The sequence below is a fragment of the Comamonas sp. GB3 AK4-5 genome (assembly GCF_041320665.1).
GTDB lineage: Bacteria > Pseudomonadota > Gammaproteobacteria > Burkholderiales > Burkholderiaceae_C > Comamonas.
Genome location: NZ_CP166730.1, coordinates 1,522,741 through 1,549,027, shown reverse-complemented (window position 1 = coordinate 1,549,027; position 26,287 = coordinate 1,522,741). Strand labels below are relative to the sequence as shown.

Sequence of the window (26,287 nt, the reverse complement as noted above, 5' to 3'; positions counted from 1 at the left end):
CAAGGGCCGCCGCGCCGATGCCGTCCCCCTTTCCAGCGCACAGCGCTAGAGAGGGGAAGACGCGAAGCGGCTCAGTGGGTGCTTGGCCTCAATGCCGGATCAGATGATCAAACGCCGACAGCGCAGCCGTGGCACCGGCACCCGCGGCGATGATGATCTGCTTGTACGGCACATTGGTGCAGTCGCCGGCAGCAAACACGCCAGGCACATTGGTCTGGCCCTTGGCGTCGATCTCGATCTCGCCAAAGCGCGTCAGATTCACCACGCCCTTGAGCCAGTCGGTGTTGGGCAGCAGGCCGATCTGCACAAAGATGCCTTCCAGCGCGATCTGTTTGATCTCGTCGTTGGTACGGTCCTTGTAGGTGATGCCGGTGACTTTTTTGCCGTCGCCATTCACCTCGGTGGTCTGGGCATTCAGAACCACGGTCACATTGGGCAGGCTGTGCAGCTTCTTCTGCAGCACGGCATCGGCCTTCAGCTCGGCCGCGAACTCCAGCACCGTCACATGCTTGACCAGGCCGGCCAGATCAATCGCGGCTTCCACGCCCGAGTTGCCGCCGCCGATCACGGCCACATCCTTGCCCTTGAACAGCGGACCATCGCAGTGCGGGCAGTAGGTCACACCCTTGGTGCGGTACTGCTCCTCGCCCGGCACATTCATATTGCGCCAGCGCGCGCCGGTGGAGAGAACCACCGTCTTGGCCTTGAGCGTGGCGCCGGACTCGGTCTGCACCTCGATCAGGCCGCCTTCGGTGGCGGCAGGAATCAGCTTGGCACCGCGCTGCTGGCCCATGATGTCCACGTCGTAGTCACGGATGTGGGCATCCATGGCTGCGGACAGCTTGGGGCCTTCGGTCTTGCTGACCGAGATGAAGTTCTCGATGTCCACGGTATCCAGCATCTGGCCGCCGATGCGATCGGCCGCGATACCGGTGCGAATGCCCTTGCGGGCAGCGTAGATGGCGGCCGCAGCGCCGGCAGGGCCACCGCCGATGACCAGTACATCAAACGCGTCCTTGGCCGACAGCTTGGCGGCGGTGCGGGCCGCAGCGCCGGTGTCCACCTTGGCGACGATCTCGGCCAGTTCCATGCGGCCTTGGCCAAAGCGCTCGCCGTTGACGAACACCGTGGGCACGCCCATGACTTCGCGGTCCTGCACTTCCTGCTGGAACAGACCACCGTCAATGGCGGTGTGGCTGATCTGGGGGTTGAGCACGGCCATCAGGTTCAGCGCCTGCACCACGTCCGGGCAGTTGTGGCAGGACAGCGAGTAGAAGGTCTCGAAGTGCAGCGGGGTGTCAATGGCCTTGACCTGCTCCAGCAGATCGGCCGCCTCCTTGGAGGGATGGCCGCCGACTTGCAGCAGTGCCAGCACCAGGGAGGTGAATTCATGGCCCAGGGGCACACCGGCAAAACGCAGGCCGCTGTCCACACCGGGGTTGGTGATCAAAAAAGAGGGCTTGCGCACATCCAGGTCGTTGTTCTCGACCACGGTGATCTTGTCGCTCAGTGCGACCAGATCGGCCAACAGAGACTTGACTTCGCCGGCGGCCTTGCTGTCGTCCAGGGTAGCCACGATCTCCAGCGGCTTTTGCAAGCGCTCCAGATAAGCTTTGAGTTGGGTTTTGAGGTTGGCGTCCAGCATATTAGTCAAATCCTATTAGTTTTAAATTTCGATAGTCTGCTATTTGCGGTTTGAAAAAAAACCCGGTGGCCCGGGCTTTTTTTCAGCGGGCAAAGGCTTAGATCTTGCCGACCAGGTCCAGGGAAGGAGCCAGCGTGGCTTCGCCTTCCTGCCACTTGGCGGGGCAGACTTCACCGGGGTGCGATGCCACGTACTGGGCAGCCTTGACCTTGCGCAGCAGGTCTTCGGCATTGCGGCCGATGCCTTCGGCGGTGATTTCCATGGCCTGGATCACGCCTTGGGGGTCGACGATGAAGGTGGCGCGGTCAGCCAGGCCCTGGCCTTCACGCAGGCAGTCAAAGTTCTGGCTGATTTGCCAGGTGGGGTCGCCCAGCATGGTGTACTGGATCTTGGCGATGGTGTCCGAAGTGTCATGCCATGCCTTGTGCACGAAGTGGGTGTCGGTCGACACGGAATACACTTCCACGCCCATCTTTTGCAGCTCGGCGTAGTGGTCGGCCACGTCGCCCAGTTCGGTGGGGCACACAAAGGTGAAGTCGGCAGGGTAGAAGAAGAACACGGCCCACTTGCCCAGAACATCTTTTTCGGTCACTTCGATGAACTTGCCGCCCTTATAAGCTTGGGCGGTGAAGGGCTTGATTTGGGTGTTCAAAACGGACATGTCTTTCCTTTCAGTTGATGGTCGGCTGCAGTTGTTTAACTACTGAGACTCAGTGTAGGACAAAATGTTGCATAAATCCAATCAATTGAACTCATTAGATTGATTGTCTTAAACTATTACCAATGGGTTGCAATAGCCTCAGAAAAACCGCAAGGGACGCGAACGCTTCTCAGCATCAAACGCAGCCCATCCGCATTCTTGGGGGCAAACCATTCGCCGCCGCGACGGTGCACGACAATCCCCCCATTACCGCGACCACAAGGAGCCCCCATGCAAGGTGACAGCCAAGTCATTGCCTGCCTGCAGGCACAACTCAAAAACGAACTCACCGCCATCAACCAGTACTTTGTGCACTACCGCATGTTCAAGCACTGGGGCTTCGACAAGCTGGCCAAGGTGGAATACAAGGAATCCATCCGCGAGATGAAGCATGCCGACGCCTTGATGGACCGCATCTTCATGTTGGATGGCCTGCCCAATTTGCAAGACCTGGGCAAGCTGCAAATCGGTGAAGACGTGCCCGAAGCCCTGACCTGCGATCTGCGCCTGGAACAGGCCTCGCAGCAGACCCTCAAGCAAGGCATTGCCAGCTGCGAAGAAGCACAGGACTACGTCTCGCGCGATCTGCTGCAGGAGATTCTGGAAGAAGTCGAAGAGCACATCGACTTTCTGGACACCCAGCTCGACCTGGTCGAGAAAGTGGGCGTGCAGAACTATCTGCAGTCGCAGATGGACGAAGCGGACTGATTCCGCCCGGCACACCCCGCGCAGCGCCTGCCCCCTACTCGGTCAGGTGACACTCTCAACAAGGGCCTCAGGGCCCTTGTTTGTTTTCCGCCGCCGCATCCATGGGCTGCATGGGCAGCAACAGGCTTCCCTCATCTAAATATTGAATACAAACCATTCTCATAAAAAGTACAATTCAACTTTACAATACTTCGCACGCCAGCCCGTTCACCGCAAATGGCCAGCCAGCGAAACGGGTTCACCGTCTGCCCATCCATGCTGCGCCGCCCTTTGTTCTGCCCTTCTTCTTGCTGTGCCACGGCCTTGGCTGTGCGCCACGCCCTGCCTCCACATCCTTTCATGCGCCAGGAGGCAGCATGAAAGCCACACAACCGCTGTGGCGCTATCGCCTGGCTGTCACCTCGCGCGCTCTGGTCGCTGGCGCCGGGGGCTATGCACTGGCTGCTGCCAGTGCGGCGGTACTGACGCTGACCCTGGCCGGCTCGCTGTCGCGCGTGGAAGCCGTGATGACGGCCACCTTGCTGTCCTGGTTGGTCTATGCCTGCGCCATTGCCTGGGCCTTCTACGCCCGCACGACCTGGCGAGCCGGGTTGGGGGTGCTGCTGCCCGCTCTGGCGCTGGCGGCAGGCGCCTACGGCTGGCAATGGCTGGGAGCCAGCGCATGAGCCGCAGCACGACACCACCTGCAAAGAGCACGGCCCAGGAGGGGTTTCGCCAGGCCATGTCCTGGCTGCATACCTGGTCGGGCCTCGTGCTGGGCTGGCTGCTGTTTGCCATCTTCGTCACCGGCACATTGAGCTTTTTCAAGAACGAGTTCAACCTCTGGATGCGGCCCGAGCTGCACGGCCTGCCTGCGGCCGACAGCCTGGTGGCCCAGCGCGCGCAACAGGCCCTGCGCGCCCATGCCCCGGATGTGACGCAATTCATCATGCGCCTGCCCGACCCGCGCACGCCCGCGGTCACCGTGCTGTGGCGCGGCACGGGCAACGGCCGCTTCGAGACCCTGATGCTCCACCCCCAGACCGGTGCCGTGCTGCAGGCACGCGAGACCGCAGGCGGGGAGTTTTTCTACCGTTTTCACTTTGAGCTGCGCACCGCGCACAGCGGCCGCTGGACGCTGCAGGGCCGCTGGATCGTGGGCGTGGCTACGCTGCTGATGTTTGTGGCACTGCTCACCGGCGTGGTCACGCACCGGCGCATCTTCAAGGATTTCTTCACCTTCCGCCCCCGCAAGGGCGGGCAGCGCGCCTGGCTGGATGCCCACAATGTCTCCGGCGTGCTGGCCCTGCCTTTTTATCTGATGATCACCTTCAGCGGGCTGATGATCTTCCATGCCATCTACATGCCGGCCGGCATCAACGCAGGCTACCCTGGCGCCCAGGGCACGGACACCCAGGCCTACTTTGACGAGCTGCAAGGCGACGTGGCCGGTGCGCGCAGCGCCCGGCGCACGCGGGGTGGTGACGCGCAGGCCCAGCCGCTGCCGGAGATCAAGCTCGCACCCATGCTGGAGCAGGCGGGTCACATATGGCAAGGGGGCCGCGTGGGCGGCATAAGCGTGGCCGGCAGCCCCCAAGGCCCCGTGGTCGAGATCACCCGCCACGATGGCGACCGCCTGCAATACGGCCCGCCCCGTCTGCGCTTTGATGGCAGCACCGGCTCCCTGCTGAATGAACTCAACCCGCAAGGGCCGGCCATCAAGACCTATGGCGTGCTGTATGGCCTGCACCTGGCCCGCTTTGCCGACACCGGCCTGCGCTGGACCTTGTTTGGCTTTGGCGTGCTGGGCTCGCTGATGATTGCCTCAGGCATGGTGCTGTGGTCCGTCAAGCGCCGTGCACAGTCGCAGCGCAAGGCAGCCGTTGCCGGCCTGCCCTTTGACGAGCGCCTGGTGGCCGGCCTGAACATCGGTCTGATGGGGGGACTGCCGCTGGCCATTGCCGCCATCCTGTATGCCAACCGCCTGCTGCCGGCCACCCTGCCACAGCGCCCCGATGCCGAGCTGCTCTGGTTCTTCAGCGCCTGGGGCCTGGCCTTGCTTGTAGGCCTGCTGTGGCCCCAGCGCAGCGGCTGGGCGGCCGTGCTGGGCACTGCCGGCCTGGGCTTTCTGGCGCTGCCCCTGCTCAACGCACTGACCACGGCCGCCCATCTGGGTGCCAGCCTGCCGGCCCATGAATGGGTCTGGGCCGGCATGGACCTGTCTTTTTCCGTCTTCGGCCTGCTGCTGATCGGACTGACCCGGCATCTGCTGCACCGCAGCGCCCCCCTGCCCCAACGCGCAGCCAGACCTGCCCGCTCCGCAGCAGCCACGCCCACCACCACACAGGAGGCCTAAGCCATGCTGACCGACTTTCTGCTGTGCTTTGCCGCCTGGTCGGCCCTTGCCCTGGCCATGGACCGCCACTACGAAGAGGCCTGGCCCGGCAGCGATACCGAAGCCGCGCCCATCGCCCGGCGCCGCCAGCAACTGGCCCTCACGGGCTGCTTGCTGCTGACCTTATCGCTGTCCCTGGCGCTGACCCTGCCCACCCACAGCAGCCGCGCCCTGGCCGCCGTGGTGTGGGTGGTGGCCCTGTCGCTGTCGGCCGTGGCCGCCACCGCAGCAAGCACCTGGATGCCCCAGCAACAACCCCTGCTGGGGCTGGGCGCTTTGGCAGCCGGTGCCATCAGCCTGCTGCTGCGTGCCCTGGCCTAGCCCCCGACCCGTTTCACCACCAGCCACCCAGCCCCTTGATGCGGCCCAGGCAGCTATTCCCCCATCACACCCCTGCCTCAAGGAACCACCGTGCCACGCACCATCCTTCCGCATCCCATCGCGCTCGCCACTTTGCTGCTCGCCAGCGTTGTCAGCGCCCAAGCCCACCAGGTCTGGCTGGAGAACACCGAGGGCCAGGCCCTGCTGTTCTTTGGTGAATTCCATGACAACCTGCGCGAGTCCTCTCCCGGCGCGCTGGACAAATTTCTTGGCACGCCCGTGCTGGCGCAGCACACGGCAGCGGGCCAGCAGGAAGTAGGCGGTCAGCTCACGGCCAAGGGCTTTGCCTACCCCATCAGCCACGACGCGCGCACCCTCTTCGTGACTGCCAGCTATCCGTTGATTGACCGCAGCAAGCGCAATGAGGCCGCTCTGCTGTGGGTGCCGGCCGCCCGCTGGGTGGCCACGCCGTCCCAGTCCGTGAGCGCCAATGGCCAGGCCCTGGACCTGGTGCCTACCGGCCAGAACGGCCAGTTCAAAGTGGTGTTCAACGGCCAGGCGCTGCCCAAAGCCAAGGTGCAGATGGTGGCCCCCTCGGGCTAGGCCCGCGAGGCCCACAGCGATGCCCAGGGCACGGTGTATTTCGACCTGCCCTGGAAAGGCCTGTACGTGGCCGAAGTCCAGCACCAGGACAAGACCGCAGGCCAGGCCCAAAGCAAGGGCTATGGCGAAGCCAGCTATGTGACCACGCTGAGCTTTCGGGTCAGCGAAGGCATGGCGTCTCCCGCGTTGCCAGAGGCAGCCGCCAAGCATTGAAACAAGGGCCGCTCAGGCCCTTTTTCTTCCCCTTTTTTCCCTCTCCTCCCTTTTTGACAGCCCTTGCCCCGTCGCAACATGTCTACCACCTCTCCCACCCCAACGCACTCCTGCGCTCTGCAACTGGCCCTGTGTGCCCTGCTGGGCAGCAGCCCTCTCGGCGCCCTGGCGCAAAATGCCGCGCCCCCTACGTCCACTGCGCCAACGCCAGAGGCCACGCTGGCCCCCATCACCGTGCAAGGCCACAGCGAGGGCGAAACGGCCACCGGCCAGGTCAGCGGCTTTGTCGCCAAGCGCGCCCTGTCGGCCACCAAGACCGACACCCCGCTGATAGAGACGCCCCAGGCCATCAGCGTGGTCACCCGCGACCAGATGGAGGCGCAGGGCGTGAGCACCTTGCGTGAAACCACCCGCTACACCGCAGGCGTGGTATCCAACTACTTCGACAGTCGGGTCGACAGCTTCAAGGCGCGCGGCGGCGATGTCAGCCAGTATCAGGACGGCATGCTGCGCACCTATGGCACCTACAACAGCATCAAGGTCGAGCCCTATACGCTGGAGCGCGTGGAGTTTCTGCGCGGCCCGTCATCCGTGCTTTACGGCCAGGGCAGCGTGGGCGGTGTGCTCAACCTAACCAGCAAACGTCCCCTGGCCGAGTCGCAGCGCGAGGTCCAGGTACAGCTGGGCAGCCATGGCCGCAAACAGCTGGCCAGCGACATGACCGGCCCGCTCGATGCGCAAGGCCAGTGGCTGTATCGCCTGGTGGTGGTGGGCCGCGACAGCAACACCCAGGTAGACCATGTCAAGGACGACCGCGTGGTGGTCGCACCCTCTCTCACCTACCACCCGAATGCCGACACCTCGCTGACGCTGCAGGCTCTCTACCAAAAGGACAAAAGCGGTTCGCTGATCGGCTTCTTCCCCTGGCAGGGCACGCGACTTTCTAGCCCCTATGGCCAGATTCCCTCCAACGCCTTCATCAGCGAACCCGGCTGGGACAAATACGACAGCGAGAGCAAATCCTTTGGCTATCTGTTCAGCCACAGGCTGAACGCGGGCTGGACGCTGCGCCAAAACCTGCGCCGCGCCGTCACCGACGTGGACTACCGCTCGATCTACACCAGCTTTGCGTCCAACCCGGCCACCGGCAGGCCCGCGCGGCCGGTGTTCGAAGCCGACGGCCGCAGCCTGCGACGCGCTGCCTCCTGGCAGCGCAATGGCGGACGCATGCTGCTGGTGGACACCCAGCTCGAAGGCCGGTTGGCAACCGGCGCCGTGGAGCACACCTTGCTGGCCGGCATGGACTGGCAGCGCAGCAGCACCAGCCAGTCGAGCTGGAGCGGCGCAGCACCGGCCATTGACATCTACCAGCCCGTGTACGGCAGCTTCACCCCGCCCTCTGCCGCCGACCTGAAGCGCCGCCCCAATGTGTCCCAGCGCCAGCTGGGCTTTTACCTGCAGGACCAGCTGCGCTGGGGCGCCTGGACGGCCACGGTGGGGCTTCGGCATGACAGTGCCAAGACAGACACCGAAGGCAAGCCCAGCGCCGCTGCCGACGATTCCGCCTGGAGCAAGCGCCTGGGCCTGACCTACCAGGCCGGTGCGGGCTGGGCCCCCTATCTCAGCTATGCCGAGTCCTTCCAACCTCTGGGTGGTGTGGACTTCTACGGCAGCCCCTACCAACCGCAGCGCGGCAAGCAATGGGAGGCAGGGGTGAAGTGGATCCCCGAAGGCAAAGGTATTTCCGGCTATGCCGCCCTCTACCACCTGCGCGAGCAAAACCGCAAGACCAGCGACCCGGGCAATCCCCTCAACAGCCTGCAACTGGGCGAGGTGAGCATGCAGGGCTTTGAGGCCGAGCTCACAGCTAGCCTGGCCAAGCACTGGGACTGGATTCTGGGCTATGCCTATGTGGATGCCAGCATCAGCCGCAGCAATGGCGGCGATCAGGGCCAGCGTGTGGCCGGCGTGCCGCGCCACACCGCATCCAGCTGGCTGATGCACCGCTTTGCCGCCCAAGGGCGGGGCGGCTGGAGCGTGGGTGCCGGCCTGCGCTACACGGGTTCGCAATGGTCGGGCACCTCGGCCATCTCCACGCCCTCGGCGCTGCTGGCCGACGCCATGCTGGCCTACGACGCAGGCAACTGGCGTGTGGCGCTGAACGCCAGCAATCTGACGGACAAGGTGGTGCTGACCCAATGCCTGGCGCGCGGCGACTGCTTTTATGGCGAGCGGCGCAATGTGCTGCTCACGGCCAGCTACCGTTATTGACGGGCAGACCGGGGCGCATCTCCCGCCCCCACAAGACAGGCGCTTGCGGGTCTGTCTTGCACGGCCACAGTCTGCAGCCTAGCCGCCAGCCTTCTGGCTTTGTAAGGCGTTGTCGCGAATGCGGCTCAGCGTGGCCCGGGTGGTGATGACCTCGGGGCTGAGCGGAATCTCGATCAACGTGCCCGTGGGCGCGGCCAGGGCGCGCTGCAGTGCGGCTTCAAAGTCCTGGGTGCGCTCCACGCGCTCGGCCGCATAGCCATAGGCCCGGGCCAGCGCGCAGAAGTCCGGGTTGCCCTGGCCCAGATCCGAACCGCTGGTGTGATGCGGATATTCGCGCTCCTGGTGCATGCGGATGGTGCCGTACATGCCGTTGTTCAGCAGCACGATGATGCTTTTGCCGCCATGCTGCATGGCCGTGGCCAGCTCCTGGCCGTTCATGAGAAAGTCGCCATCGCCCGCAATGGTGAAGGCCGTGCGCCCGGTGACCAGATTGGCCGCAATACCGGCCGGCACGCCATAGCCCATGGCGCCATTGGTGGGCGCCAGCTGGGTTTTGTGGCCCTTGCTCCAGCCATGAAAGCGGAAATAGCGGTGCACCCAGCTGGCGAAATTGCCCGCCCCGTTGGTGATGGCTGCGTCCTGGGGCAGCAGGCGCTGCAGCGTGGCGATGATGGCCGGCATGTCAATGGCGCCGTCCTTGACCGCATCCAGCCCGGCCAGGGCCTGGGGCTGCAGATTGGCCAGGTAATCGGCATGGGCGGCCGCAGCCCAGTCGGCCCAGGGCAGATGGGCCGGCGGCTCCAGCGCAGCCAGCGCCTGGGCGGCGGCGGGCATGGTGGCGCACAGCGGCAGGTCTGCGCGGTAGACACGGCCCAGCTCTTCGGCGCTGGGGTGGATATGCACCAGCTGCTGGGCCGGGCGCGGCGATTGCAGCAGGGTGTAGCCGCTGGTGGTCATCTCACCCAAACGGGCGCCCAGGGCAATGACCAGATCCGCATCCTTGACGCGCTGGGCCAGCGCCGGGTTGATGCCAATGCCCACATCACCGGCATACAGCGGGTGGTGGTTGTCAAACGTGTCCTGAAAGCGAAAGGCATTGCCCACCGGCAGCTGCCAGCGCTCGGCAAAGGCCTGCAGCTGCTGGGCGGCTTGCGGCGTCCAGCCTGGGCCGCCGGCGATCACCAGGGGGCGCTTGGCTTTTAAGAGCATCTCACGCAATTGCAGAGCGCCTTGCTGGCCTATTTCACCTTGAACCACGGGTGCGGCTGGCAGGGGCTGGCCATCCACCTTCTGGGTCAGCATGTCTTCGGGCAGCACCAACACCACCGGGCCGGGACGGCCCTGCAGGGCGGTGGTGAAGGCGCGGGCCATGTATTCGGGAATGCGGCGGGCGTCATCGATGCGCTCCACCCGCTTGGCCATGCCGCGTGTGCCCGGGCCGAAAAAGCTGCCGAAGTCCACCTCCTGAAAGGCTTCGCGGTCACGCATATCGCTACCCACATCGCCGATCAGCACCACCATGGGCGTGGAGTCCTGGAAGGCCGTGTGTATGCCTATGGAGGCATTGGTGGCCCCCGGCCCGCGTGTGACCATCAGCACCCCGGGCTTGCCAGTGAGCTTGCCGTAGGCGTCGGCCATGAAGCTGGCGCCGCCTTCCTGTCGGCAGGTGATGAAGCGGATGCGATCACGGTGAACATGCAGCCCGTCCAGCACATCCAGATAACTCTCGCCCGGCACGCCAAACGCCATGTCCACGCCCTGGGCGATCAAGCATTCCACCAGCAGATGGCCTGCACTGCGCTGCACCATATGGTCTCCCTGTGTTCATTCCGAAAGAACGCCGGCCTGACCCCGCAAGTCTGCGTGCCCGCAGCCGGCTGCCCATTATGAAATCAGGGTTACCGCAGAGGCAGAGTATTCACCCGCAGGGTCACGCAGGCGCAGACGCCATGGGGACAGCAAAGCCGCAGCGCTGCAGTCAGCCGCCGCGGGCTTTAAAATTCGCCGCTTTCATGCATACGGCATGAACAGCCGCTGCGCCTCCCACGCAGGGGCTGTGTTCCCAGTCTGGGACTTTAAGAACGTACTCACGTTCTCAGAAATCACTCACATGTCTTCGCACTCTCTCACCGGCCGCCGCGCCTTCATGGCTTCGGCCGCTGCCGCTGCGCTCCCCCTTCTCTTTTCCCCCACCGCCCAGGCGGCCACCGAACTCAAGCTGGGCTTTCCGCTGCCCCAGAACTCCCAGTTCGGCGCGGCGGCCACGGCCTTTGCGCAAACGCTGTCGCAGCGCACCGAGGGCCGCTTCACGGTCAAGCTCTTTCCCTCCAGCGCCCTGGGCGGCGAGCGTGAAATGATCGAGGGCATACAGCTGGGCAGCCAGGACCTGGCCCTGGTGTCCACGGGCGCCATCGGCAACTTTGTGCCCCAGGTGACGCTGTTCGATCTGCCCTTTCTGTTCCGCGACTATGCCCACGCCCATGCGGTGCTGGACGGTGCCATCGGCAACGAAATGCTGCAGCGCTTTCCCGCCCGCGGCCTGGTGGCCCTGGCCTGGGGTGAAGGCGGCTTTCGCCACATCACCAACAACAAGCACCCCATCACCAGCCCCAAGGATTTGCGCGGCCTCAAGATCCGTACCCAAGAGAACCCGATGCATATCGCGGCCTTCAAGGGTCTGGGCGCCAGCCCCACGCCCATCAACTGGCCCGAAACCTTTATGGCGCTGCAGCAGCGCACCGTGGACGGCCAGGACAACCCCATCTCGGTGATTGAGGCCTCCAAGCTCTACGAGGTGCAGAAATACCTGTCGCTGACCCAGCATCTGTACTCGCCTGCGCTGTTCCTGGCCTCGCCTGCGCTGTTCGGCAAGCTCTCCAAGGCCGACCAGGAGGCCTTCCGCGCCGCGGCCAAGGCCGGCGCTGTGGCCATGCGCCAGCGCGTGGCCGCCGATGAGCTGTCGGGCGTGCGCAATCTGCGCCAGCACGGCATGGAAGTGGTCGAACGCATCGACAAAGCCCCCTTTGTGGCCGCCCTGGAAGCCAGCTACAAAACCTTCAACCAGCAGTTCGGTGCCCAGACCATCGAACGCATTCGCCAGACCCCTTAAGCACCATGCGCTATTCCATTTTTTCCGTGCAGGACCACCATCCCGGTCTGCACCGTTCGGTCGCCCAGCTGTATGAGCAGGTCATCGCCGAGGCCCAACTGGCCGAGTCCCTGGGTTATGACACCTTCTTCGTGGCCGAGCACCATTTCCATGAATGCGGCTCCGTGCCCAATCCGGCCGTGTTCCTGGCAGCGCTGGCGCGCGAAACGCGCAAGATTCGCCTGGGCGTGGCCGTGTCCAACATCACCATCCACAACCCGCTGACCGTGGCCGAAGACTACGCCATGGTGGACATGCTCTCGGGCGGCCGCCTGACGCTGGGCGTGGGCTCGGGCTATCTGCGCCATGAGTTCGAGGGCCACCGTGTCAGCCCCGAGGAAAAGCGCGAGCGCTTTGACGAAAACCTGCAGGTGCTGGTGCAGGCGCTGTCGGGCGAGCCGGTGAACTTCCAGGGTAAGTACAACGACATCCCCGGCGTGGCACTGAATGTGCAGCCGCTGCAGGAAAGCCGTTTGCCCATCCATGTGGCCATACAACGCCGCGAGGCGGCCTACCATGTGGGCCGCCAGGGCCGCAACATCTTCTCCCTGCCCTATTCCTGCCTGACCTCGTTCGAGGAAATCCGGGGCCTGGTGGAAGACTACCGCAAGGGCTATCGCGAGTCCGGCGCGCCGGGCGAAGGCAGCGCGGTGCTGGCCTTTCACTGCCATGTGGCCGAGACCGATGAACAGGCCAAGCTGAATGCCGAGCAGGCCTTCAACCTCTACCTGGACACGCGATTGTTCTACGACACCCGCCGCACCTACGACACCGTGGTGAGCGCCGGCCTGGGCATGTTTGGCTCGCCCGCCACCGTGGCCGACCAGCTGGTGAACCTGCACGAGATGGGCATAGACCATGTCATGTTCTTGCAGAACTTTGGCGTGCTGGATTCGCAGCTGGTGCACGACTCCATGCGCCGCATGGCCAATGAGGTCATGCCCGAGGTGCAGCGCCGCACCGGCCAGTAAACAGCCTGCCCCAGACCCCGCGCTCTGCAGGCGCAGCATGGCATGGCCAACCCCGGCCACGCTTCACGCCATGCAGGGCCCGGCCGCTCCGCGCGGGCCGGGTTTCGTCGCAGCGCGCTGTCCACGGTGGGCATGCGCCGCAACAGTCCTGGCTGCGGCGCTGTTGCCGCGCCCAGGAGCGGTCCATGTCCACCACCGTTGTTTCCACTTTTTCTGCAGCCACCACAGGGCTGCTGCCGCTGGCACTGAGCATGCTGCTGGGCAGTGCAGCCCAGGCACAGCAGTTCGCTCAGCCCTCGCTGCCCACAAGCGTCCAGGCCGCAGAAGCCACGGCAGATGCCCGGTCCGCATCGCCCTCCGCCCCGGCCGGCCGCAGCCGCGCCGAAGTCATTGCCGAGCTGGTGTGTGCCCGGGCCTCGGGCGAGCTGGAGGCCTGGGTGCTGCGCTCCCATGGCCTGCCCACGCCGCCGCTGCGCAAGGAAGCCTGCGCCCCATCCCCCCCCAAGGCGCAGGTCTAGGCTCTACCCGCAACCGGGCAGACAGCAGATTGAAGCGGCGCCAGGCCCTGGCCCAGGCTCAGGCCAGCTCGGGTGCCAGAAAGTCGCGACTGATCTGGCCACCCAAGGCGTTGACCCGGTCCAGAAACTGCGTCAAATAGGCGTGCAGCCCGGTCTCCATGATTTCGCCAATGCGGCCGTATTGCAGCAAGGCCAGCAGCTGGCCGGCGCTGCGCAGGCTTTCACTGGCGTCCTCATGCACCACCTGGCGCAAATGGCCCATGACCTCATGCAGGCTGGCATGCAGGGAGCGCGGCATGTCGCGGCGCAGAATCAGCAACTCGGCCACGCGCTCGGGGGTGATGGCATCGCGGTAGACCTTGCGGTAGACCTCAAAGCCCGAGACGCTGTGCAGCAGCGCACTCCAGTGGTAAAAGTCAAACTGCCGCTGGCCGGCCCGGCGGGGGTCGGTGCCGTGGTAGTCATGCTCCAGCGCATGGAACTTCACATCCAGCAGGCGCGCCGTGTTGTCGGCCCGCTCCAGAAAAGTGCCCAGGCGCACAAAGTGGAAAGCCTCGTCCTGCAGCATGGTGCCCGACGACACCCCGCGCGAGAGATGGGAGCGGTATTTGACCCACTCCAGCAACTTGGCGGGGTCTTGCGCAAAGCGCCCGTCTTTGAGCTGCAGGTTCAACTCCAGCCAGGTCTGGTTCTGGGTTTCCCACACCTCCGAGGTCAGCGCTCCGCGCACCGCCCTGGCGTTTTCGCGCGCGGCCTGCAGGCAGGCATAAATGGACGAGGGATTGCGCGCATCGCACACCATGAAATGCAACACGCCATCGCGCGTGACCTGGTCATGGAGGCGGTGGTAGGCGGGAATCAGCTCGCTGATAGACAGCACGCCCAGCCAGTCCTTGCGCACGGCCTCGGCCGGCTGGGGCAGCATGGAAGTCTCGTAGCTGACGCGCAGCATGCGGGCGGTGTTTTCTGCCCTTTCTGTGTACCTCGACATCCAGAACAAATGGTCGGCAGTGCGACTCAGCATAGAACCTCCCTGGGCAGAAAACCCCGTGCATGCTGCGCATGCCGGCACTGTTGTAGCGCAAGCGCTTCGCGCTTGTCTGCCCTTTCTGTGTAGCGAGACATCCAGAACAAATGGTCGGCAGTGCGGCTCAGCATAGGTCCTCCTTGAACAAGCTGTGGCAAGGGGTAAAAGACAGGCAATGCATCACAAACGCCCCCCCATGCCCTGCACCATCCCGCCCAATGCCTGCACCAGCTCGGGCGATGGCTGGCCCGATGCCTCGGCATTCAACACCCAGGTGTCCTTGGTGCCGCCGCCCTGCGAAGAATTCACCACCAGCGAGCCTTCCTGCAGCGCCACGCGGGTCAGGCCGCCGGCGGCCATGCGCACGGTTTCGCCGCTGAGCACAAAGGGGCGCAGGTCGATATGGCGCGGCGCAATGCCGCTGTCCACCATGGTCGGGCAGCTGGACAGACTGAGCGTGGGCTGGGCGATATAGCCCTCGGGGTTGGCCAGCAGGGCGCGGCGAAAGTCCGCGATCTCGGCGCGTGTGGCGGCCGGGCCTATCAACATGCCATAGCCCCCGGCGCCATGGACCTCCTTGACCACCAGCTCGTGCAAATGGTCCAACACGTATTTCAAATCATCGGGCTTGCGGCACAGCCAGGTGGGCACATTCGAGAGAATGGGCTCCTCGCCCAGGTAGAAGCGGATCATCTCCGGCACATAGGGGTAGACGGATTTGTCGTCGGCAATGCCGGTTCCCACGGTGTTGCAGACGCTGACGTTGCCGGCGCGCAAGGCCTCCATCAAACCGGGGCAACCCAGTGTGGAAGTCGGACGGAACACCTGGGGGTCCAGAAAATCGTCATCCACCCGGCGATAGATCACATCCACCTGGCGCAGACCCCGCGTGGTGCGCATATAGACCCGCTTGTCCCGCACCACCAGGTCTTGCCCTTCCACCAGCTCCACGCCCATTTGCTGGGCCAGGAATGCATGCTCGAAATAGGCGCTGTTGTGCATGCCCGGGGTCAGCACCACCACCGTGGCCGAGGCCGATGAGGCCGCCGCCGGCGCGCTGGCGCGCAGCGTCTCCAGCAGCATGTCCGGGTAATGGGCCACCGGCTCCACGGCATGGCGGGTGAACAGATCGGGAAACAGCCGCATCATCATGCGGCGGTTTTCCAGCATGTAGGACACGCCAGAAGGCACGCGCAGATTGTCTTCCAGCACAAAGTATTCGCCCTCGCCCTGGGCGTTCGCGGCCCGCACGATGTCGATGCCGGCAATCTGCGCATAAATGCCGCGTGGCACTTCCACCCCGGCCATCTGGGGGCGGTACTGGCTGTTGCGGGCAATCAGCTCGGTAGGCACCAGGCCGGCGCGCAAAATGGCCTGCTCATGGTAGATGTCTTCAATGAAACGGTTGAGCGCCGTCACCCGCTGCACCAGGCCGGCCTCCATGCGCTGCCACTCCGCACCGGGGATGATGCGGGGAATCAGGTCAAAGGGAATCACCCGCTCCGTGCCCGCGCCGCCCGCGTCCTTGTCGCCGTACACCGCAAAGGTGATGCCGACACGGCGGAAGATCAGTTCGGCCTCGGCGGCCCGGTCCGCCAGGGTGGCGGGAGGCTGCTGCGCCAGCCACTGCGCATAGGCCTTGTAATGCGCACGCACATCGCTGCCGCCAAAGGGCAGCTGGGCGTACATCTCGTCGTACTTCTGCATCATGGACATCGTGGGCCTCCTGGGATTACCAAGCAAGTTACGGGCCATAGCGATGTTCTATGGAATCAACCAAACAGTGTAAGCCCACACTGCGACACGACCTCCAAGGCGTCACGGTGCTGTGGCCGCACTCCAATAGTGCCGGTGGCGCTGGCGTTCACAGTCCACGGTTTGTGCGGCCTCGGCCTGCCAATACGCCGCACCGCATTGGGGCGTTGCCACCACCGCCACGCCCAGGCCTGCATAGCGCTGCACCACCTGCGGGGCCGGATGGCCGAAGCGGTTGCGGTAGCCGGCCTGCACCACCACGGTGCGCGGCGCTACCGCCGCCACAAAAGCCGGGCTGGATGAGGTGCGGCTGCCATGGTGGGGCGCCAGCAGCAGATCGGCCGTCAGTCGCTGGCCGGAACGCAGCAGCGCGGCCTCCTGCGGCGCCTCGATGTCGCCGGTCAACAGCGCCGCCGCGCCATTGGCGGCCTGCACCCGCAGCACACAGCTGGAGGGGTTGCCCTGCACCGCGCCCCCAGCCGGCGGGTACAGCACCTGCCACAGCACGCCATCCCATTCCCATTGCTGGCCTGCCACACAGGGCTGCCAGGGCTTGTGCTGCGCAGAGGCCAGGTCGGCAGCGCCCGCACCCCGCAAGTCCACCCAGGGCTGGGCCGCCAGCACGCTGTCCGCACCGCCCACATGGTCCATATCGCTGTGACTGAGCAGCAGCACATCCAGGCGCTCGCCCCAGGCCTGCAACAGGGGCAGCACGGCACGCGCGCCGGCGTCGCCGCCATACCAGGCTGGGCCGGCATCAAACAGCAGGCTGTGCCGCGCCGTACGCAGCAAGATGGCGCTGCCCTGGCCCACATCCAGGGCCAAAAGGTCGAACATGCCATGCGCTGGGCGCGGTGTCTGCCAGCACAGCGCCGGCCACAGCAGCGACAGGGCCAGCAGCCGCCAAGCACGGGGCCAGGGCATGGCCAGCAACACGCCCCCAGCCATGGCCGCCAGTGCCGCCCACCAAGGCGCCTGGGGGCGTGCCAGGCTGGCCCAGGGCCAGGCCGCCATGGCCTGCAGCAGCCACAGCATGGACTGCACGCAGAAAGCGGCCGCCTCCCACAGCGGCGGCCAGACCACTCCCAGCATGGCCAGCGGTGTGACCACCAGCGTGATCCAGGGAATGGCCAGCAGATTGGCCAATATGCCCGCCAGCGACACCTGGCCAAAGAACAGCAGCGACAGCGGGCTGAGCGCCACCACCACCAGCCACTGCTCTCGCGCCAGCTTGCGCAGCTCGCCCCACAGGCCTTGGGACGGCGCGGCGGTGCCCGAGGCCAGCAGCACCCCCACGGCCACAAAGCTGAGCCAAAAACCTGCCTGGCACAGCGCCCAGGGGTCCCACAGCGCCAGCACCGCCAAGGTGACGGCCCACACCGCATGCCAGGGCCATTGCCAGCCGCCGCTGCGCAGCCAGGCCACCACGGCCAGCATGCCTACGGTGCGCTGGGCCGGCAGCCCCCAACCGCTGAACAAGGCATAGCTGGCGGCCAGCAGCACGCCGGCCCATAACGCGGCCTGGGGTGCCGGCCACCACAGGCACAAGCGCTGGCTGCGCCGCCACAACCAGCCCATGGCCGCCGTGGCCAGCCAGGCAAACATGGTGATGTGCAGGCCCGAGATGCTGACCAGATGGGCCACACCGGTGCGCCTGAACACCTCCCAGTCCTCCGTGGCAATGGCGCGCTGGTCACCCGTGACCAGGGCCGCCACCACGCCCAGGGCCCGGGCATGGGCATTGCCCTGCGGCTGTGCTTCGGCACGCGCCACGATGGCATCGCGCACATGCTGGCGCAGCTGCTCCACGGGCCGCGCCATGCCGGCTGCGGCCAGGCGCTCGGGCGGCGGCAGGCCTGGCCCGGTGCGCACATAGCCGGTGGCACCCACGCCCTGCTCCCACAGCCACAGCTCCCAGTCAAAGCCATGGGGGTTGCGTGCACCATGCGGGGCCTTGAGGCGCAGCGTCCATTGCCAGCGCTCACCGGCCAGCACGGCGGGCAATGCCTCGCTCGACACGGCTTCCTGCGCTCCAGCCAGGGCGGTGCGCGGTGCATACCACATCACCTCCAGCAACTGGGGCAGCTCGGCATCCACCAGACCGCCCTCGGGTCTGGGGCGCTGGGCGTGCAGCACGGCCAGCCGCAGCCGCCAGCCCTGGGCCGTGCGCTGCGGCATGGCGTCCACCACGGCGTGGACCTGCAGGTCCACACCTTCCAGATCGGGGGCCAGCCGCTGCGCCTGCTGCTGCAGCGCCTGCAGGCCGGCGCTGGCAAAAGCCATGCAGGCCCAGGCCGCCCACCCCATGGCCCACAACACCCAGCGCCAGCGGGACTGTGGCGAGCGCCGCCAGTGCCAGGCCATGGACCAGCAGGCCAGCCACAGCCCGGCAGCTCCCAGGCCACACCCTGCATAGACCTGGATGCGCCACAGCGCGGGCTGGAGCAGCTGCAGCGCCACACCGGCCACCGCTGCCAAGGCCCAGCTGCCCGGGCGGGCCCATGGTGTGCGCAACAAAGTCGAGGTGGTGGACATGCGACAAGGCCGAACAAAGCGCGAAGCTGCGCAGAAAAGGGGATGGCTCTTGGCATACTGTCAGGCTGGTCCCGGAGGTCCGCATCGCTGCGCGGCCCCATAGGCGCGCAGCGCCCGGCCTTTTTCCCATCCCATTCAAGGAATTTCCATGAGCGTCTACGACAAACTCCAAGCCCTGAACATCACCCTGCCTCCGCTGGCGGTGCCGGCTGCGGCCTATGTGCCTTTTGTGCAGACGGGCAAGCTGGTGTTTCTGAGCGGCCATATTGCCCGCAAGGATGGCAAGGTGTGGGCAGGCCAGCTGGGCGGCGCCATCAGCACCGAAGAAGGCAAGCAGGCCGCACGCGCCGTGGCCGTGGACCTGATGGGCACGCTGCAGGCCGCCTGCGGCGGTGACCTGAACCGCGTGCAGCGCATCGTCAAGGTGATGAGCCTGGTGAACTCCACCTCCGGTTTCACCGAGCAGCACCTGGTCACCAATGGCTGCTCCGAACTGCTGGGCGAGGTGTTTGGCGACAAGGGCACGCATGCCCGCAGCGCCTTTGGCGTGGCGCAAATCCCCATGGGTGCCTGCGTGGAGATCGAGCTGATCGCCGAGATCGCCTGAATCTCATAAAAAAGAGAGCAGCCATCGCCTTTGCACACTGGATCTTCATGGTGTTTATGCATGAAACCATTGACACATAGGCTAGTGAAGCTCTCTTCTCGATAGCATCCAAAGAACAACCGCCACAGCCCATCAGGCTTGTGGCGGTTTTTTTATGGGTAGCCCCGGCGTGGCGCTCAGCCTTCCAGCTCCAGCATGTTTTGCGCAGCCCGGGCGGAGGCGGCCTGGCTCCCGCGTGCTGCGGGGATCCCCATGTGCTGGTGCGCGCCGCCGCCCGCCTGGGCCATCATGCCCAGGCCCTGGCCCATGTCGGCCGGCACCTTGAAGCGCTGCACCACCGCCTTCATGTGCTGGGACTGCTCGCTCAGGCTTTGCGAAGCGGCCGCGCTTTCTTCCACCAAAGCGGCGTTTTGCTGCGTCATCTGGTCCAGCGAGCTGACGGCCTCGCTCACCTGGGTGATGCCATCGCGTTGCTCGGCGGCCACGGCGTTGATCTCGGCCATGGTCGAGGTCACGCGCTGAATGGACTGCACGATTTCCTGCATGGTGCCACCCGCCTCCTGCACCAGGCGGGCGCCATCGGCCACACGCTCCACCGAGGCCTGGATCAGCAGCTTGATCTCCTTGGCGGCCTCGGCACTGCGCCCGGCCAGCGAACGCACCTCGGAAGCCACCACGGCAAAGCCCCGGCCCTGCTCTCCGGCACGCGCCGCTTCCACCGCCGCATTCAGCGCCAGGATATTCGTCTGGAAGGCAATGCCATCGATGACGCCGATGATGTCGGCAATCTTCTGGCTGCTGGCATGGATGTCATTCATGGTGTTGACCACCTGGCCCACCACCTGGCCACCGCGCTGGGCCACGCCCGAGGCCTGCTCCGCCATCTTTGCCGCATGCTGGGCACTGCCGGCCGTTTGCTGCAGCGTGCCGGTGAGCTCGGTCATGGCCGTGGCGGCCTGCTGCAATCGGCTGGAAGTCTGCTCGGTGCGCTGCGACAGGTCTTGATTGCCCACGGCGATTTCGCTGCTGGCCAGGGCAATGTTGTCGGTGCTGCGGTGCACCTCCAAAATCATGCCCCCCAACGCCTGGTTCATATTGCGCAGCGACAGCAGCAACTGGCCGAATTCATCGCTGCGGTCCACGCCCACATGCTGGCTCAGATCGCCTGCGGCAATGCGCTCTGCAATGGCGTTGGCCTGCGCCAGCGGCTGGCGGATGCTGTTGATCAGCCAGTACGCGCCCAACACAATGGCCACCACCAGCGCCAGCAGCCCCAGCCCCGACCACAGCGCCAGCTGGCCGCGCGTGCCGGCCATGTCGCCGCGCATGCGGAGAATGCCGGCCTCCTGCATGTCCACAAAGGCCTGCAACCCTTCCAGATATTGGTCCACCGCCGGCTTGAAGCGGGACTGCACCAGCTGTGCGCTTTCTGCCGTCTGCCCTGCCTCCTTGAGCTTGAGGGCTTGCTGGCGCAGCTGGATCATGTCGCTGCGCAGCTGGGCGATACGTTCCATCTGCGCCTTGTCGGCGGCGGTCAGGTCGGCAGCCTCCAGCTTTTTCTGCACGCCCGAGATCCGCTCCGTGGTGGCCTTGATCGTGGGCGAGAACTCCTGGCTGACGCTGGGCTCGGTGCTCAGCACCACGGCCAGGGTGCGCACCGCATTGGCGCGGGTCAGCCCCGCCCATTGGCTGGCTTGCTCCATGCGCTCGGCCAACTCGGCCTCCTGCGCCTGTTGCTGTTGCTGCATGCGGTAAGCGCTGATACCGGCAAAACCGGCCAGGCCTGCGAGCCCCGCCACGATGCACAGCACACTGATCCACAGTTTGCGCGTCACACTGATGTTGTTCATTGCTGTTCCTGGTTGGCAGGCGTAGGGAGCACGCGCCGTGCGTTCTGGCGTTTGGATACCGTGAGTGGAACGTGCCAGTCCCTAGGTTCGCATCAGGGGTTCACCGGATAGATTGACGCTGGTGCCACCGTTATTCCACGCCGGTGTGATGCAGCACAAACCATGCCGGATGCCGTGCTGATTTTTTTTATACATGTGCAGGGCCTTGATGCGACTCTGTGTAGCCCCGGCCTGTGCCGCACAGAGCCAGCGGGAAGCGTCCCCCGAGAGCCAGCCCCATCACAAGACAGGCCTTTTCCACGCGGGCTCCGCTACCGCTGGCAGATGCATGCTGCCGTGGCCTAGGCTTGCAGCTCCAGCATGCCCTGCGGTGCGGCAACCGCCATATTGCGATGCTGCGCGCCGCCTCCGGCCTGCGCCATCAGACCCATGCCTGGTGCGACTGCCGTTGCGGCGGGCACCTTGAAACGCTCCACCACGGTTTTCATGTGCAGGGACTGCTCACTCAGGCTTTTGGAAGCGGCAGCGCTCTCCTCCACCAGGGCCGCATTTTGCTGGGTCATCTGGTCCAAGGCGCCCACGGCCTCGCTCACCTGGGCCACGCCGTCACGCTGCTCTGCCGCGTTGGCGTTGATCTGCGCCATCACGCTGCTGACGCGCTGTATGGACTGCACCACCTCGGTCATGGTGGTGCCCGCGTCCTGCACCAGGCGGGCACCATCGGCCACGCGGTCCACCGAGTCCTGTATCAGCTGCTTGATCTCCTTGGCAGCCTGGGCGCTGCGCCCGGCCAGGGAGCGCACCTCGGATGCCACCACGGCAAAGCCCCGGCCCTGCTCACCTGCGCGTGCGGCTTCCACGGCGGCATTGAGTGCCAGGATATTGGTCTGAAAGGCAATGCCATCGATGACGCCGATGATGTCCGCAATCTTCTGGCTGCGCACGTGGATGTCGGTCATGGTGCTCACCACCTGCTGCACCACGGCCCCACCGCGCTCGGCCACGCCGGAAGCCTGCTGCGCCAGGCCCGCCGCCTGCTGGGCGCTGCCTGCCGTTTGCTGCAACATGCCGTTGAGCTGCAGCATGGCGCTGGCGGCCTGCTGCAAATGGCTGGAGGTGAGCTCGGTGCGCTGCGACAAATCCTGGTTGCCGCTGGCGATTTCGGCGCTGGCCTGGGCAATCGCATCGCCGCTGGTGCGCACGTCCTGGATCATGCCCCCCAGCGACTGGCTCATGGCCTGCAGCGACAGCAGCAGCTGGCCAAATTCATCTTGGCGCTGCACCTGCCACTGCGCACGCAGATCGCCCTCGGCAATCTCCCCCGCAATGCCATTGGCTTGCACCAGCGAGCGGCGTATGCCATTGATGAGCACATAAGCCCCCACGGCGATGCCCAGCAGCAGCACCACCATGTTCAGGGCCGCTGCGCGCACCACGCCCTGGCGGGCCGCCCCCATTTCGGCCCGCATGGAGGCCAGCCCATCGGCCTGGTGCTGCACAAAGGTCTGCAGTGCCGCCAGATAGACCTGCATGGCTTGTTCAAAGTCGCCACTGGCCGCCTGCTGCCCTTGGGCCGCGGCATCCCGCGCTTGCTGCACCAGGCGCTCGCGCTGGGCCTGCATGGCCTGCTGCTGCTGCTTGAGCTCCTGCATCTGGCTGCGATCGGCATCATCCAGGCCCGAAGACTCCAGCGCCTGCTGCAGCTGGCTGATCTGCCCGCTGGTGGCCTGCAGCTGCGCCTGCATCTCGGACAGATCCTGAGCGTCCCTGCTGCGCACCAAGGCCTGGGTGCGCACGGCATTCACCTGTGCCAGGGCCTGCCAGCGCGTGGCCTGCTCCAGCCGCAGCGACAGCAGCCGGTCTTGCTCGCCATGCTTTTTCTGGTGCTGGGCCGAGTTGTAGCCCGCCAGCCCCACGATCACCACAGACCCCACCACGATGGCCCCCACTCCCAGCCACAGCTTGTGTGTCACGCCGATGTGCTTCATAGCCTTTGTCTCCCTTTATTTTTATCGCGACCTCCGCACAAAAAAGCACATCCGTTCGCTTTATGGAGTGGACAACAAACCGCCGGCCGTCCGTATTGGTGTTAGCACCATGTCCCCGAATCTCGACCCCACACAAGGCGCATTCAGTTGGTCTTATCAGCACCCAAAAATCTGGCATTGGTGCATTTCTTTCACCATCCCAGCACGCCACCGCCTTTTGCTGCAGATGCTGCCGCAGATTCACGCTGCATCGCCGCATTTTCCCGTATTACGAAATTTTGATTTCATATTGCAAAAAAATCAGAGGATTTGGCCTTTTTGCACCACGCAAAATATTCCCACAATACGGAAAACTAATTTAACTTATTGATTTAAAAAGGAAATATTATTTTTTGCACAGTTTTAAAAAAATTGCTGCGACGCAAACAATACAAACCATGCCAACCCGCAGTGGTGGCGCTGGATTCACCCTCCGACGCCCCCGCTCAGGACCACAGCGTTGACCTGCTGTACCGCACTGCCAGCCAGAATTTCCGCACTACCGTGCTTAAATTCAAGTTGTGCAAGGGATGGTGTTTCACACCCATGACTTTCATTCGGCGCAACAGGCCTCAACGCCAGCGCCACCTGCTTTGAAGGAGCATCCCATGCCCAACCGCCACGTGACCCTCGCCGCTGACACCACCGCTTCCACCGAAGGCAGCTACCTCGGCCGCATCCTCTGCCCGCACTGCATGTGCACCCACACCATCGAGGCCGAAGGCGGCTGCAGCACCGAAGCCTGCGACGACTGCGGCAGCCCCAGCGAAAGCGAATAAGCCTCCAGGCGCCCCTCTCCGCCGGAGCGGCCAAAGCAGACCTCTTTCGCTGTGTGTGGCTCTGCCGCTGCCGCTCCGGTTTCCGGAGCCTCAACACTCCCTTCAGCCCCGAACGCCGCATGGTTTTCGGGGCTGTTGCTTTACATAGAGACGACACACTGCCTGCACTTCACATCGGCGTATGCGAGAGGAACTGCGAACCATGTATGAAGGAGAGCGATTCAATGCCTGGTCACACCTGCTGGGTGCCTTGCTGGCCCTGGGTGGTGCCGTATGGCTGCTGGTCTATGCCAGTTTGCACAGCGACGGCATGGGCATTACCAGCGTGGCGGTCTACGGCACCACCCTGGTGCTGCTGTATGCCATCTCCACCAGCTACCACAGCGTGCGCGGCCGGGCCAAACAGGTGCTGCGCAAGCTGGATCACCTGAGCATCTACCTCTTGATTGCCGGCAGCTACACACCGTTTTGCCTGATCAGCCTGCGCGGTGCCTGGGGCTGGTCGCTGTTTGGCGTGGTCTGGGGCCTGGCCGCAGTGGGCATGCTGCAAGAGCTCAAGCCCCGCAGCGAGGCCAGGGTGTTGTCCCTTGTGCTGTATGCCCTCATGGGCTGGGTGGCGCTGGTGGCGGTGGAGCCGCTGCTTGAGGCCCTGGGTACGGCCGGTTTTGTCTGCCTGGCCCTGGGTGGCCTGCTCTACACCGTGGGCATTGTGTTTTTTGCGCTGGACCAGCGTGTGCGCCACTTCCACGGCATCTGGCATTTGTTTGTGCTGGCCGGCAGCGCCCTGCACTATGCGACCGTTTTGGCCTATGTGCTGCCGGACGCAGCCGGCTCAGCTTGAAGACGGCACTTCCTCGGCCGCCAGCGGCAAACGTATCACGGTCTCCAGCCCAGGCTGGCTGTTGCGCCAGCCGATCTCACCGCCATGCAGCCGCACAATGGCCTGCACGCTGGACAGGCCCAGGCCGTGGCCGGGCAGCTGCTGGTGGCGCGGGTCACGCACAAAATGCACGGCCAGGCGCTGCAATGTTTCCTCTTGCACGCCGCAGCCATGGTCACGCCAACGCAGGCACACCGCACCATCTTGCACACGCAAGCCAATCTCCAGCCGCAGCAGGCCGTCCTGCTCGCCATACTTCAAAAAATTGTCCAATAGGTTGGACAGGGCGTTGGCCAGCAAATGGCTGTCACCGCGCACCGTGCAGTGCGGATGCAGATCGGTGTGCAGCAGCACCTGGCGGTCAATGAACAACGGCGCGTAATAGTCCAGCACCTCCTGCAACACCTGATCCAGGTCCAGCAGCGCAAAATTGTGCTGACCCACACCGGCTTCCACCTCGGCCAGCAGCAGCATTTTGGAGAACAGGCGCTGGAGCTGGCCCAGTTCCTCCAGCACCTGTTCCAGCTGCTCCTGGCTGCGGCTTTCGGGTGCATCCAGGGCCGACTGCACATGGTGCAAAGCGCGGTTCAACGGCGTGCGCAGATTGTGGGCCATCATGTTCGAGACATGGCGTATGCCGCCCACCAGATGCTCCAGCTGCTCCAGCATCAGGTTGATGTCCTGCTCCAGCAGCGTGAACTCATCGCTCTTGCCCTGCTTCATGGCAATGCGGAACTGCAGATTGCCCTGGCCGGCCTGGCGCAGTGCACGGCGGATATCACCGGCGCGCCGGTCCATCAGCCGCACAAAGGCCAGCGCCCCCAGCAGCGACAGCCCCACCGCCAGCAACAGGGCCAGGCCTGTGGCCTTCATATAGCGGTGCTGGATATCGGTCAGCGCCTGCAGGTCACTGCCGGCGATCAAAAACCGCCCCTCGCCCAGCGCTGTGAGCTGCACCCGCCCGGTGAAGCGCAGGTCTTCGCGCTCAAAAGGCAAATCCTGCAATGCGGCCGAATCCTGGGCATGGCGCATATCGGCAATGGCATTGCCGGCCCAGGCCTGGCCTTGGGCGTCCTGGTAGCTGAAGATCTCTTCCTGGCTGTCTATGCCGTCGCTCACCAGTTGCTGGATTTCCGCGATCAGCGCCGGCTCGCCTTGCTGCTCGTAGACGGCCTGCAGCCGCTTGCTGTTGCGCAGCGCGTAGTCGTCCAGCCGCTGGCTGTCCGTACCCACGATCTCCACGTAGTACACCGCCAGCGTACCGGCCAGTATGCTGACCACCACGGCGCTGAAGCACAGCGCCACGCGAAACGAATTGGACTGCCACGCCCTGCGCGGCGACAACGCCATCTGCT

At 64.9% G+C, this 26,287-nt stretch carries 23 protein-coding genes; 13 read left to right on the top strand and 10 right to left on the bottom strand.

Annotation, left to right across the window (positions count from 1 at the left end):
- Positions 1–88 precede the first annotated feature (88 nt).
- Both ahpF and ahpC read right to left on the bottom strand, forming a co-directional pair.
- Entirely contained in the window at positions 89–1,645 is a 1,557-nt protein-coding gene (ahpF, locus tag ACA027_RS06885; RefSeq protein ID WP_370681659.1) for an alkyl hydroperoxide reductase subunit F, read from the bottom strand.
- Between the two features lie 97 nt (positions 1,646–1,742).
- Positions 1,743–2,306: an alkyl hydroperoxide reductase subunit C gene (gene ahpC, locus ACA027_RS06880; protein ID WP_370681658.1), complete on the bottom strand. Its 564-nt coding sequence runs from the start codon at positions 2,304–2,306 to the stop codon at positions 1,743–1,745.
- Positions 2,307–2,576: 270 nt separating this feature from the next.
- On the opposite strand from ahpC, the gene bfr reads away from it, so the two are divergent.
- The 7 genes from bfr to ACA027_RS06845 all read left to right on the top strand — a co-directional run bounded on the left by bfr (position 2,577) and on the right by ACA027_RS06845 (position 8,835).
- Complete coding sequence (gene bfr / locus ACA027_RS06875; RefSeq protein ID WP_370681657.1) at positions 2,577–3,053, top strand: bacterioferritin; 477 nt, start codon at positions 2,577–2,579, stop codon at positions 3,051–3,053.
- Positions 3,054–3,409: 356 nt separating this feature from the next.
- Positions 3,410–3,718 carry a DUF3649 domain-containing protein gene (locus tag ACA027_RS06870; protein ID WP_370681656.1) on the top strand — a complete coding sequence of 103 codons (309 nt, stop codon included), beginning with the start codon at positions 3,410–3,412 and terminating at the stop codon, positions 3,716–3,718.
- Positions 3,715–5,388, top strand: a complete 1,674-nt coding sequence (locus tag ACA027_RS06865) for a PepSY-associated TM helix domain-containing protein (RefSeq protein ID WP_370681655.1) — start codon at positions 3,715–3,717, stop codon at positions 5,386–5,388. Before ACA027_RS06870 ends, ACA027_RS06865 begins: the two co-directional genes overlap by 4 nt.
- A gap of 3 nt (positions 5,389–5,391) precedes the next feature.
- The gene (locus ACA027_RS06860) at positions 5,392–5,748 is read left to right on the top strand and encodes a DUF3325 family protein (RefSeq protein ID WP_370681654.1); all 357 of its coding nucleotides are present in this window, start codon (positions 5,392–5,394) and stop codon (positions 5,746–5,748) included.
- A 90-nt stretch (positions 5,749–5,838) separates the two neighbouring features.
- The gene (locus tag ACA027_RS06855) at positions 5,839–6,351 is read left to right on the top strand and encodes a hypothetical protein (protein ID WP_370681653.1); all 513 of its coding nucleotides are present in this window, start codon (positions 5,839–5,841) and stop codon (positions 6,349–6,351) included.
- Between the two features lie 33 nt (positions 6,352–6,384).
- Positions 6,385–6,564, top strand: a complete 180-nt coding sequence (locus ACA027_RS06850; protein WP_370681652.1) for a hypothetical protein — start codon at positions 6,385–6,387, stop codon at positions 6,562–6,564.
- Positions 6,565–6,642: 78 nt separating this feature from the next.
- Positions 6,643–8,835 carry a TonB-dependent siderophore receptor gene (locus tag ACA027_RS06845; protein ID WP_370681651.1) on the top strand — a complete coding sequence of 731 codons (2,193 nt, stop codon included), beginning with the start codon at positions 6,643–6,645 and terminating at the stop codon, positions 8,833–8,835.
- A gap of 78 nt (positions 8,836–8,913) precedes the next feature.
- Here ACA027_RS06845 and ACA027_RS06840 read toward each other — a convergent pair whose 3' ends face one another.
- Positions 8,914–10,644: a thiamine pyrophosphate-binding protein gene (locus ACA027_RS06840; protein WP_370681650.1), complete on the bottom strand. Its 1,731-nt coding sequence runs from the start codon at positions 10,642–10,644 to the stop codon at positions 8,914–8,916.
- A 301-nt stretch (positions 10,645–10,945) separates the two neighbouring features.
- On the opposite strand from ACA027_RS06840, the gene ACA027_RS06835 reads away from it, so the two are divergent.
- From ACA027_RS06835 to ACA027_RS06825, 3 genes are all read left to right on the top strand, one after another.
- Positions 10,946–11,944: a TRAP transporter substrate-binding protein gene (locus tag ACA027_RS06835; RefSeq protein ID WP_370681649.1), complete on the top strand. Its 999-nt coding sequence runs from the start codon at positions 10,946–10,948 to the stop codon at positions 11,942–11,944.
- Between the two features lie 5 nt (positions 11,945–11,949).
- Positions 11,950–12,954 (top strand): LLM class flavin-dependent oxidoreductase, encoded by a 1,005-nt coding sequence (locus ACA027_RS06830; protein WP_370681648.1) that lies wholly within the window; start codon positions 11,950–11,952, stop codon positions 12,952–12,954.
- Between the two features lie 185 nt (positions 12,955–13,139).
- Positions 13,140–13,472, top strand: a complete 333-nt coding sequence (locus ACA027_RS06825; protein WP_370681647.1) for a hypothetical protein — start codon at positions 13,140–13,142, stop codon at positions 13,470–13,472.
- Between the two features lie 58 nt (positions 13,473–13,530).
- Here ACA027_RS06825 and ACA027_RS06820 read toward each other — a convergent pair whose 3' ends face one another.
- The 4 genes from ACA027_RS06820 to ACA027_RS06805 form a co-directional block, all read right to left on the bottom strand.
- Positions 13,531–14,496: an alpha-E domain-containing protein gene (locus tag ACA027_RS06820; RefSeq protein ID WP_370681646.1), complete on the bottom strand. Its 966-nt coding sequence runs from the start codon at positions 14,494–14,496 to the stop codon at positions 13,531–13,533.
- A complete protein-coding gene (locus tag ACA027_RS06815) occupies positions 14,490–14,630 on the bottom strand; it encodes an alpha-E domain-containing protein (protein ID WP_370681645.1) in 141 nt (46 codons plus the stop codon). Before ACA027_RS06815 ends, ACA027_RS06820 begins: the two co-directional genes overlap by 7 nt.
- A gap of 49 nt (positions 14,631–14,679) precedes the next feature.
- On the bottom strand, positions 14,680–16,206 hold the full coding sequence (locus ACA027_RS06810) for a circularly permuted type 2 ATP-grasp protein (protein WP_370682529.1): 1,527 nt from the start codon (positions 16,204–16,206) through the stop codon (positions 14,680–14,682).
- Between the two features lie 111 nt (positions 16,207–16,317).
- On the bottom strand, positions 16,318–18,789 hold the full coding sequence (locus ACA027_RS06805) for a DNA internalization-related competence protein ComEC/Rec2 (RefSeq protein WP_370681644.1): 2,472 nt from the start codon (positions 18,787–18,789) through the stop codon (positions 16,318–16,320).
- A 148-nt stretch (positions 18,790–18,937) separates the two neighbouring features.
- Here ACA027_RS06805 and ACA027_RS06800 point away from each other — a divergent pair, with 148 nt between their 5' ends.
- Complete coding sequence (locus tag ACA027_RS06800; protein ID WP_370681643.1) at positions 18,938–19,396, top strand: RidA family protein; 459 nt, start codon at positions 18,938–18,940, stop codon at positions 19,394–19,396.
- A 176-nt stretch (positions 19,397–19,572) separates the two neighbouring features.
- Here ACA027_RS06800 and ACA027_RS06795 read toward each other — a convergent pair whose 3' ends face one another.
- Both ACA027_RS06795 and ACA027_RS06790 read right to left on the bottom strand, forming a co-directional pair.
- Positions 19,573–21,246: a methyl-accepting chemotaxis protein gene (locus ACA027_RS06795; RefSeq protein WP_370681642.1), complete on the bottom strand. Its 1,674-nt coding sequence runs from the start codon at positions 21,244–21,246 to the stop codon at positions 19,573–19,575.
- A 341-nt stretch (positions 21,247–21,587) separates the two neighbouring features.
- The gene (locus ACA027_RS06790; RefSeq protein ID WP_370681641.1) at positions 21,588–23,234 is read right to left on the bottom strand and encodes a methyl-accepting chemotaxis protein; all 1,647 of its coding nucleotides are present in this window, start codon (positions 23,232–23,234) and stop codon (positions 21,588–21,590) included.
- 647 nt (positions 23,235–23,881) lie between these two features.
- On the opposite strand from ACA027_RS06790, the gene ACA027_RS06785 reads away from it, so the two are divergent.
- Positions 23,882–24,052, top strand: a complete 171-nt coding sequence (locus tag ACA027_RS06785; RefSeq protein WP_370681640.1) for a hypothetical protein — start codon at positions 23,882–23,884, stop codon at positions 24,050–24,052.
- Positions 24,053–24,254: 202 nt separating this feature from the next.
- Entirely contained in the window at positions 24,255–24,893 is a 639-nt protein-coding gene (locus ACA027_RS06780) for a hemolysin III family protein (RefSeq protein WP_370682528.1), read from the top strand.
- Here the strand turns inward: ACA027_RS06780 and ACA027_RS06775 are convergent.
- Positions 24,885–26,282, bottom strand: a complete 1,398-nt coding sequence (locus ACA027_RS06775) for a sensor histidine kinase (RefSeq protein WP_370681639.1) — start codon at positions 26,280–26,282, stop codon at positions 24,885–24,887. The genes ACA027_RS06780 and ACA027_RS06775 overlap by 9 nt on opposite strands.
- Between the last annotated feature and the right edge of the window lie 5 nt (positions 26,283–26,287).

Bases quoted from the DNA above. Each gene is read 5' to 3' on its own strand.
- ACA027_RS06835 (WP_370681649.1), top strand. From the start codon at position 10,946: ATGTCTTCGCACTCTCTCACCGGCCGCCGCGCCTTCATGGCTTCGGCC.
- ACA027_RS06815 (WP_370681645.1), bottom strand. From the start codon at position 14,630: ATGCTGAGCCGCACTGCCGACCATTTGTTCTGGATGTCTCGCTACACA.
- ACA027_RS06830 (WP_370681648.1), top strand. From the start codon at position 11,950: ATGCGCTATTCCATTTTTTCCGTGCAGGACCACCATCCCGGTCTGCAC.
- ACA027_RS06865 (WP_370681655.1), top strand. From the start codon at position 3,715: ATGAGCCGCAGCACGACACCACCTGCAAAGAGCACGGCCCAGGAGGGG.
- ACA027_RS06780 (WP_370682528.1), top strand. From the start codon at position 24,255: ATGTATGAAGGAGAGCGATTCAATGCCTGGTCACACCTGCTGGGTGCC.
- ACA027_RS06775 (WP_370681639.1), bottom strand. From the start codon at position 26,282: ATGGCGTTGTCGCCGCGCAGGGCGTGGCAGTCCAATTCGTTTCGCGTG.
- ACA027_RS06845 (WP_370681651.1), top strand. From the start codon at position 6,643: ATGTCTACCACCTCTCCCACCCCAACGCACTCCTGCGCTCTGCAACTG.
- ACA027_RS06820 (WP_370681646.1), bottom strand. From the start codon at position 14,496: ATGCTGAGTCGCACTGCCGACCATTTGTTCTGGATGTCGAGGTACACA.
- ACA027_RS06810 (WP_370682529.1), bottom strand. From the start codon at position 16,206: ATGCAGAAGTACGACGAGATGTACGCCCAGCTGCCCTTTGGCGGCAGC.
- ahpC (WP_370681658.1), bottom strand. From the start codon at position 2,306: ATGTCCGTTTTGAACACCCAAATCAAGCCCTTCACCGCCCAAGCTTAT.
- ACA027_RS06795 (WP_370681642.1), bottom strand. From the start codon at position 21,246: ATGAACAACATCAGTGTGACGCGCAAACTGTGGATCAGTGTGCTGTGC.
- ACA027_RS06840 (WP_370681650.1), bottom strand. From the start codon at position 10,644: ATGGTGCAGCGCAGTGCAGGCCATCTGCTGGTGGAATGCTTGATCGCC.
- ahpF (WP_370681659.1), bottom strand. From the start codon at position 1,645: ATGCTGGACGCCAACCTCAAAACCCAACTCAAAGCTTATCTGGAGCGC.
- bfr (WP_370681657.1), top strand. From the start codon at position 2,577: ATGCAAGGTGACAGCCAAGTCATTGCCTGCCTGCAGGCACAACTCAAA.
- ACA027_RS06785 (WP_370681640.1), top strand. From the start codon at position 23,882: ATGCCCAACCGCCACGTGACCCTCGCCGCTGACACCACCGCTTCCACC.
- ACA027_RS06860 (WP_370681654.1), top strand. From the start codon at position 5,392: ATGCTGACCGACTTTCTGCTGTGCTTTGCCGCCTGGTCGGCCCTTGCC.
- ACA027_RS06825 (WP_370681647.1), top strand. From the start codon at position 13,140: ATGTCCACCACCGTTGTTTCCACTTTTTCTGCAGCCACCACAGGGCTG.
- ACA027_RS06790 (WP_370681641.1), bottom strand. From the start codon at position 23,234: ATGAAGCACATCGGCGTGACACACAAGCTGTGGCTGGGAGTGGGGGCC.
- ACA027_RS06800 (WP_370681643.1), top strand. From the start codon at position 18,938: ATGAGCGTCTACGACAAACTCCAAGCCCTGAACATCACCCTGCCTCCG.
- ACA027_RS06870 (WP_370681656.1), top strand. From the start codon at position 3,410: ATGAAAGCCACACAACCGCTGTGGCGCTATCGCCTGGCTGTCACCTCG.
- ACA027_RS06805 (WP_370681644.1), bottom strand. From the start codon at position 18,789: ATGTCCACCACCTCGACTTTGTTGCGCACACCATGGGCCCGCCCGGGC.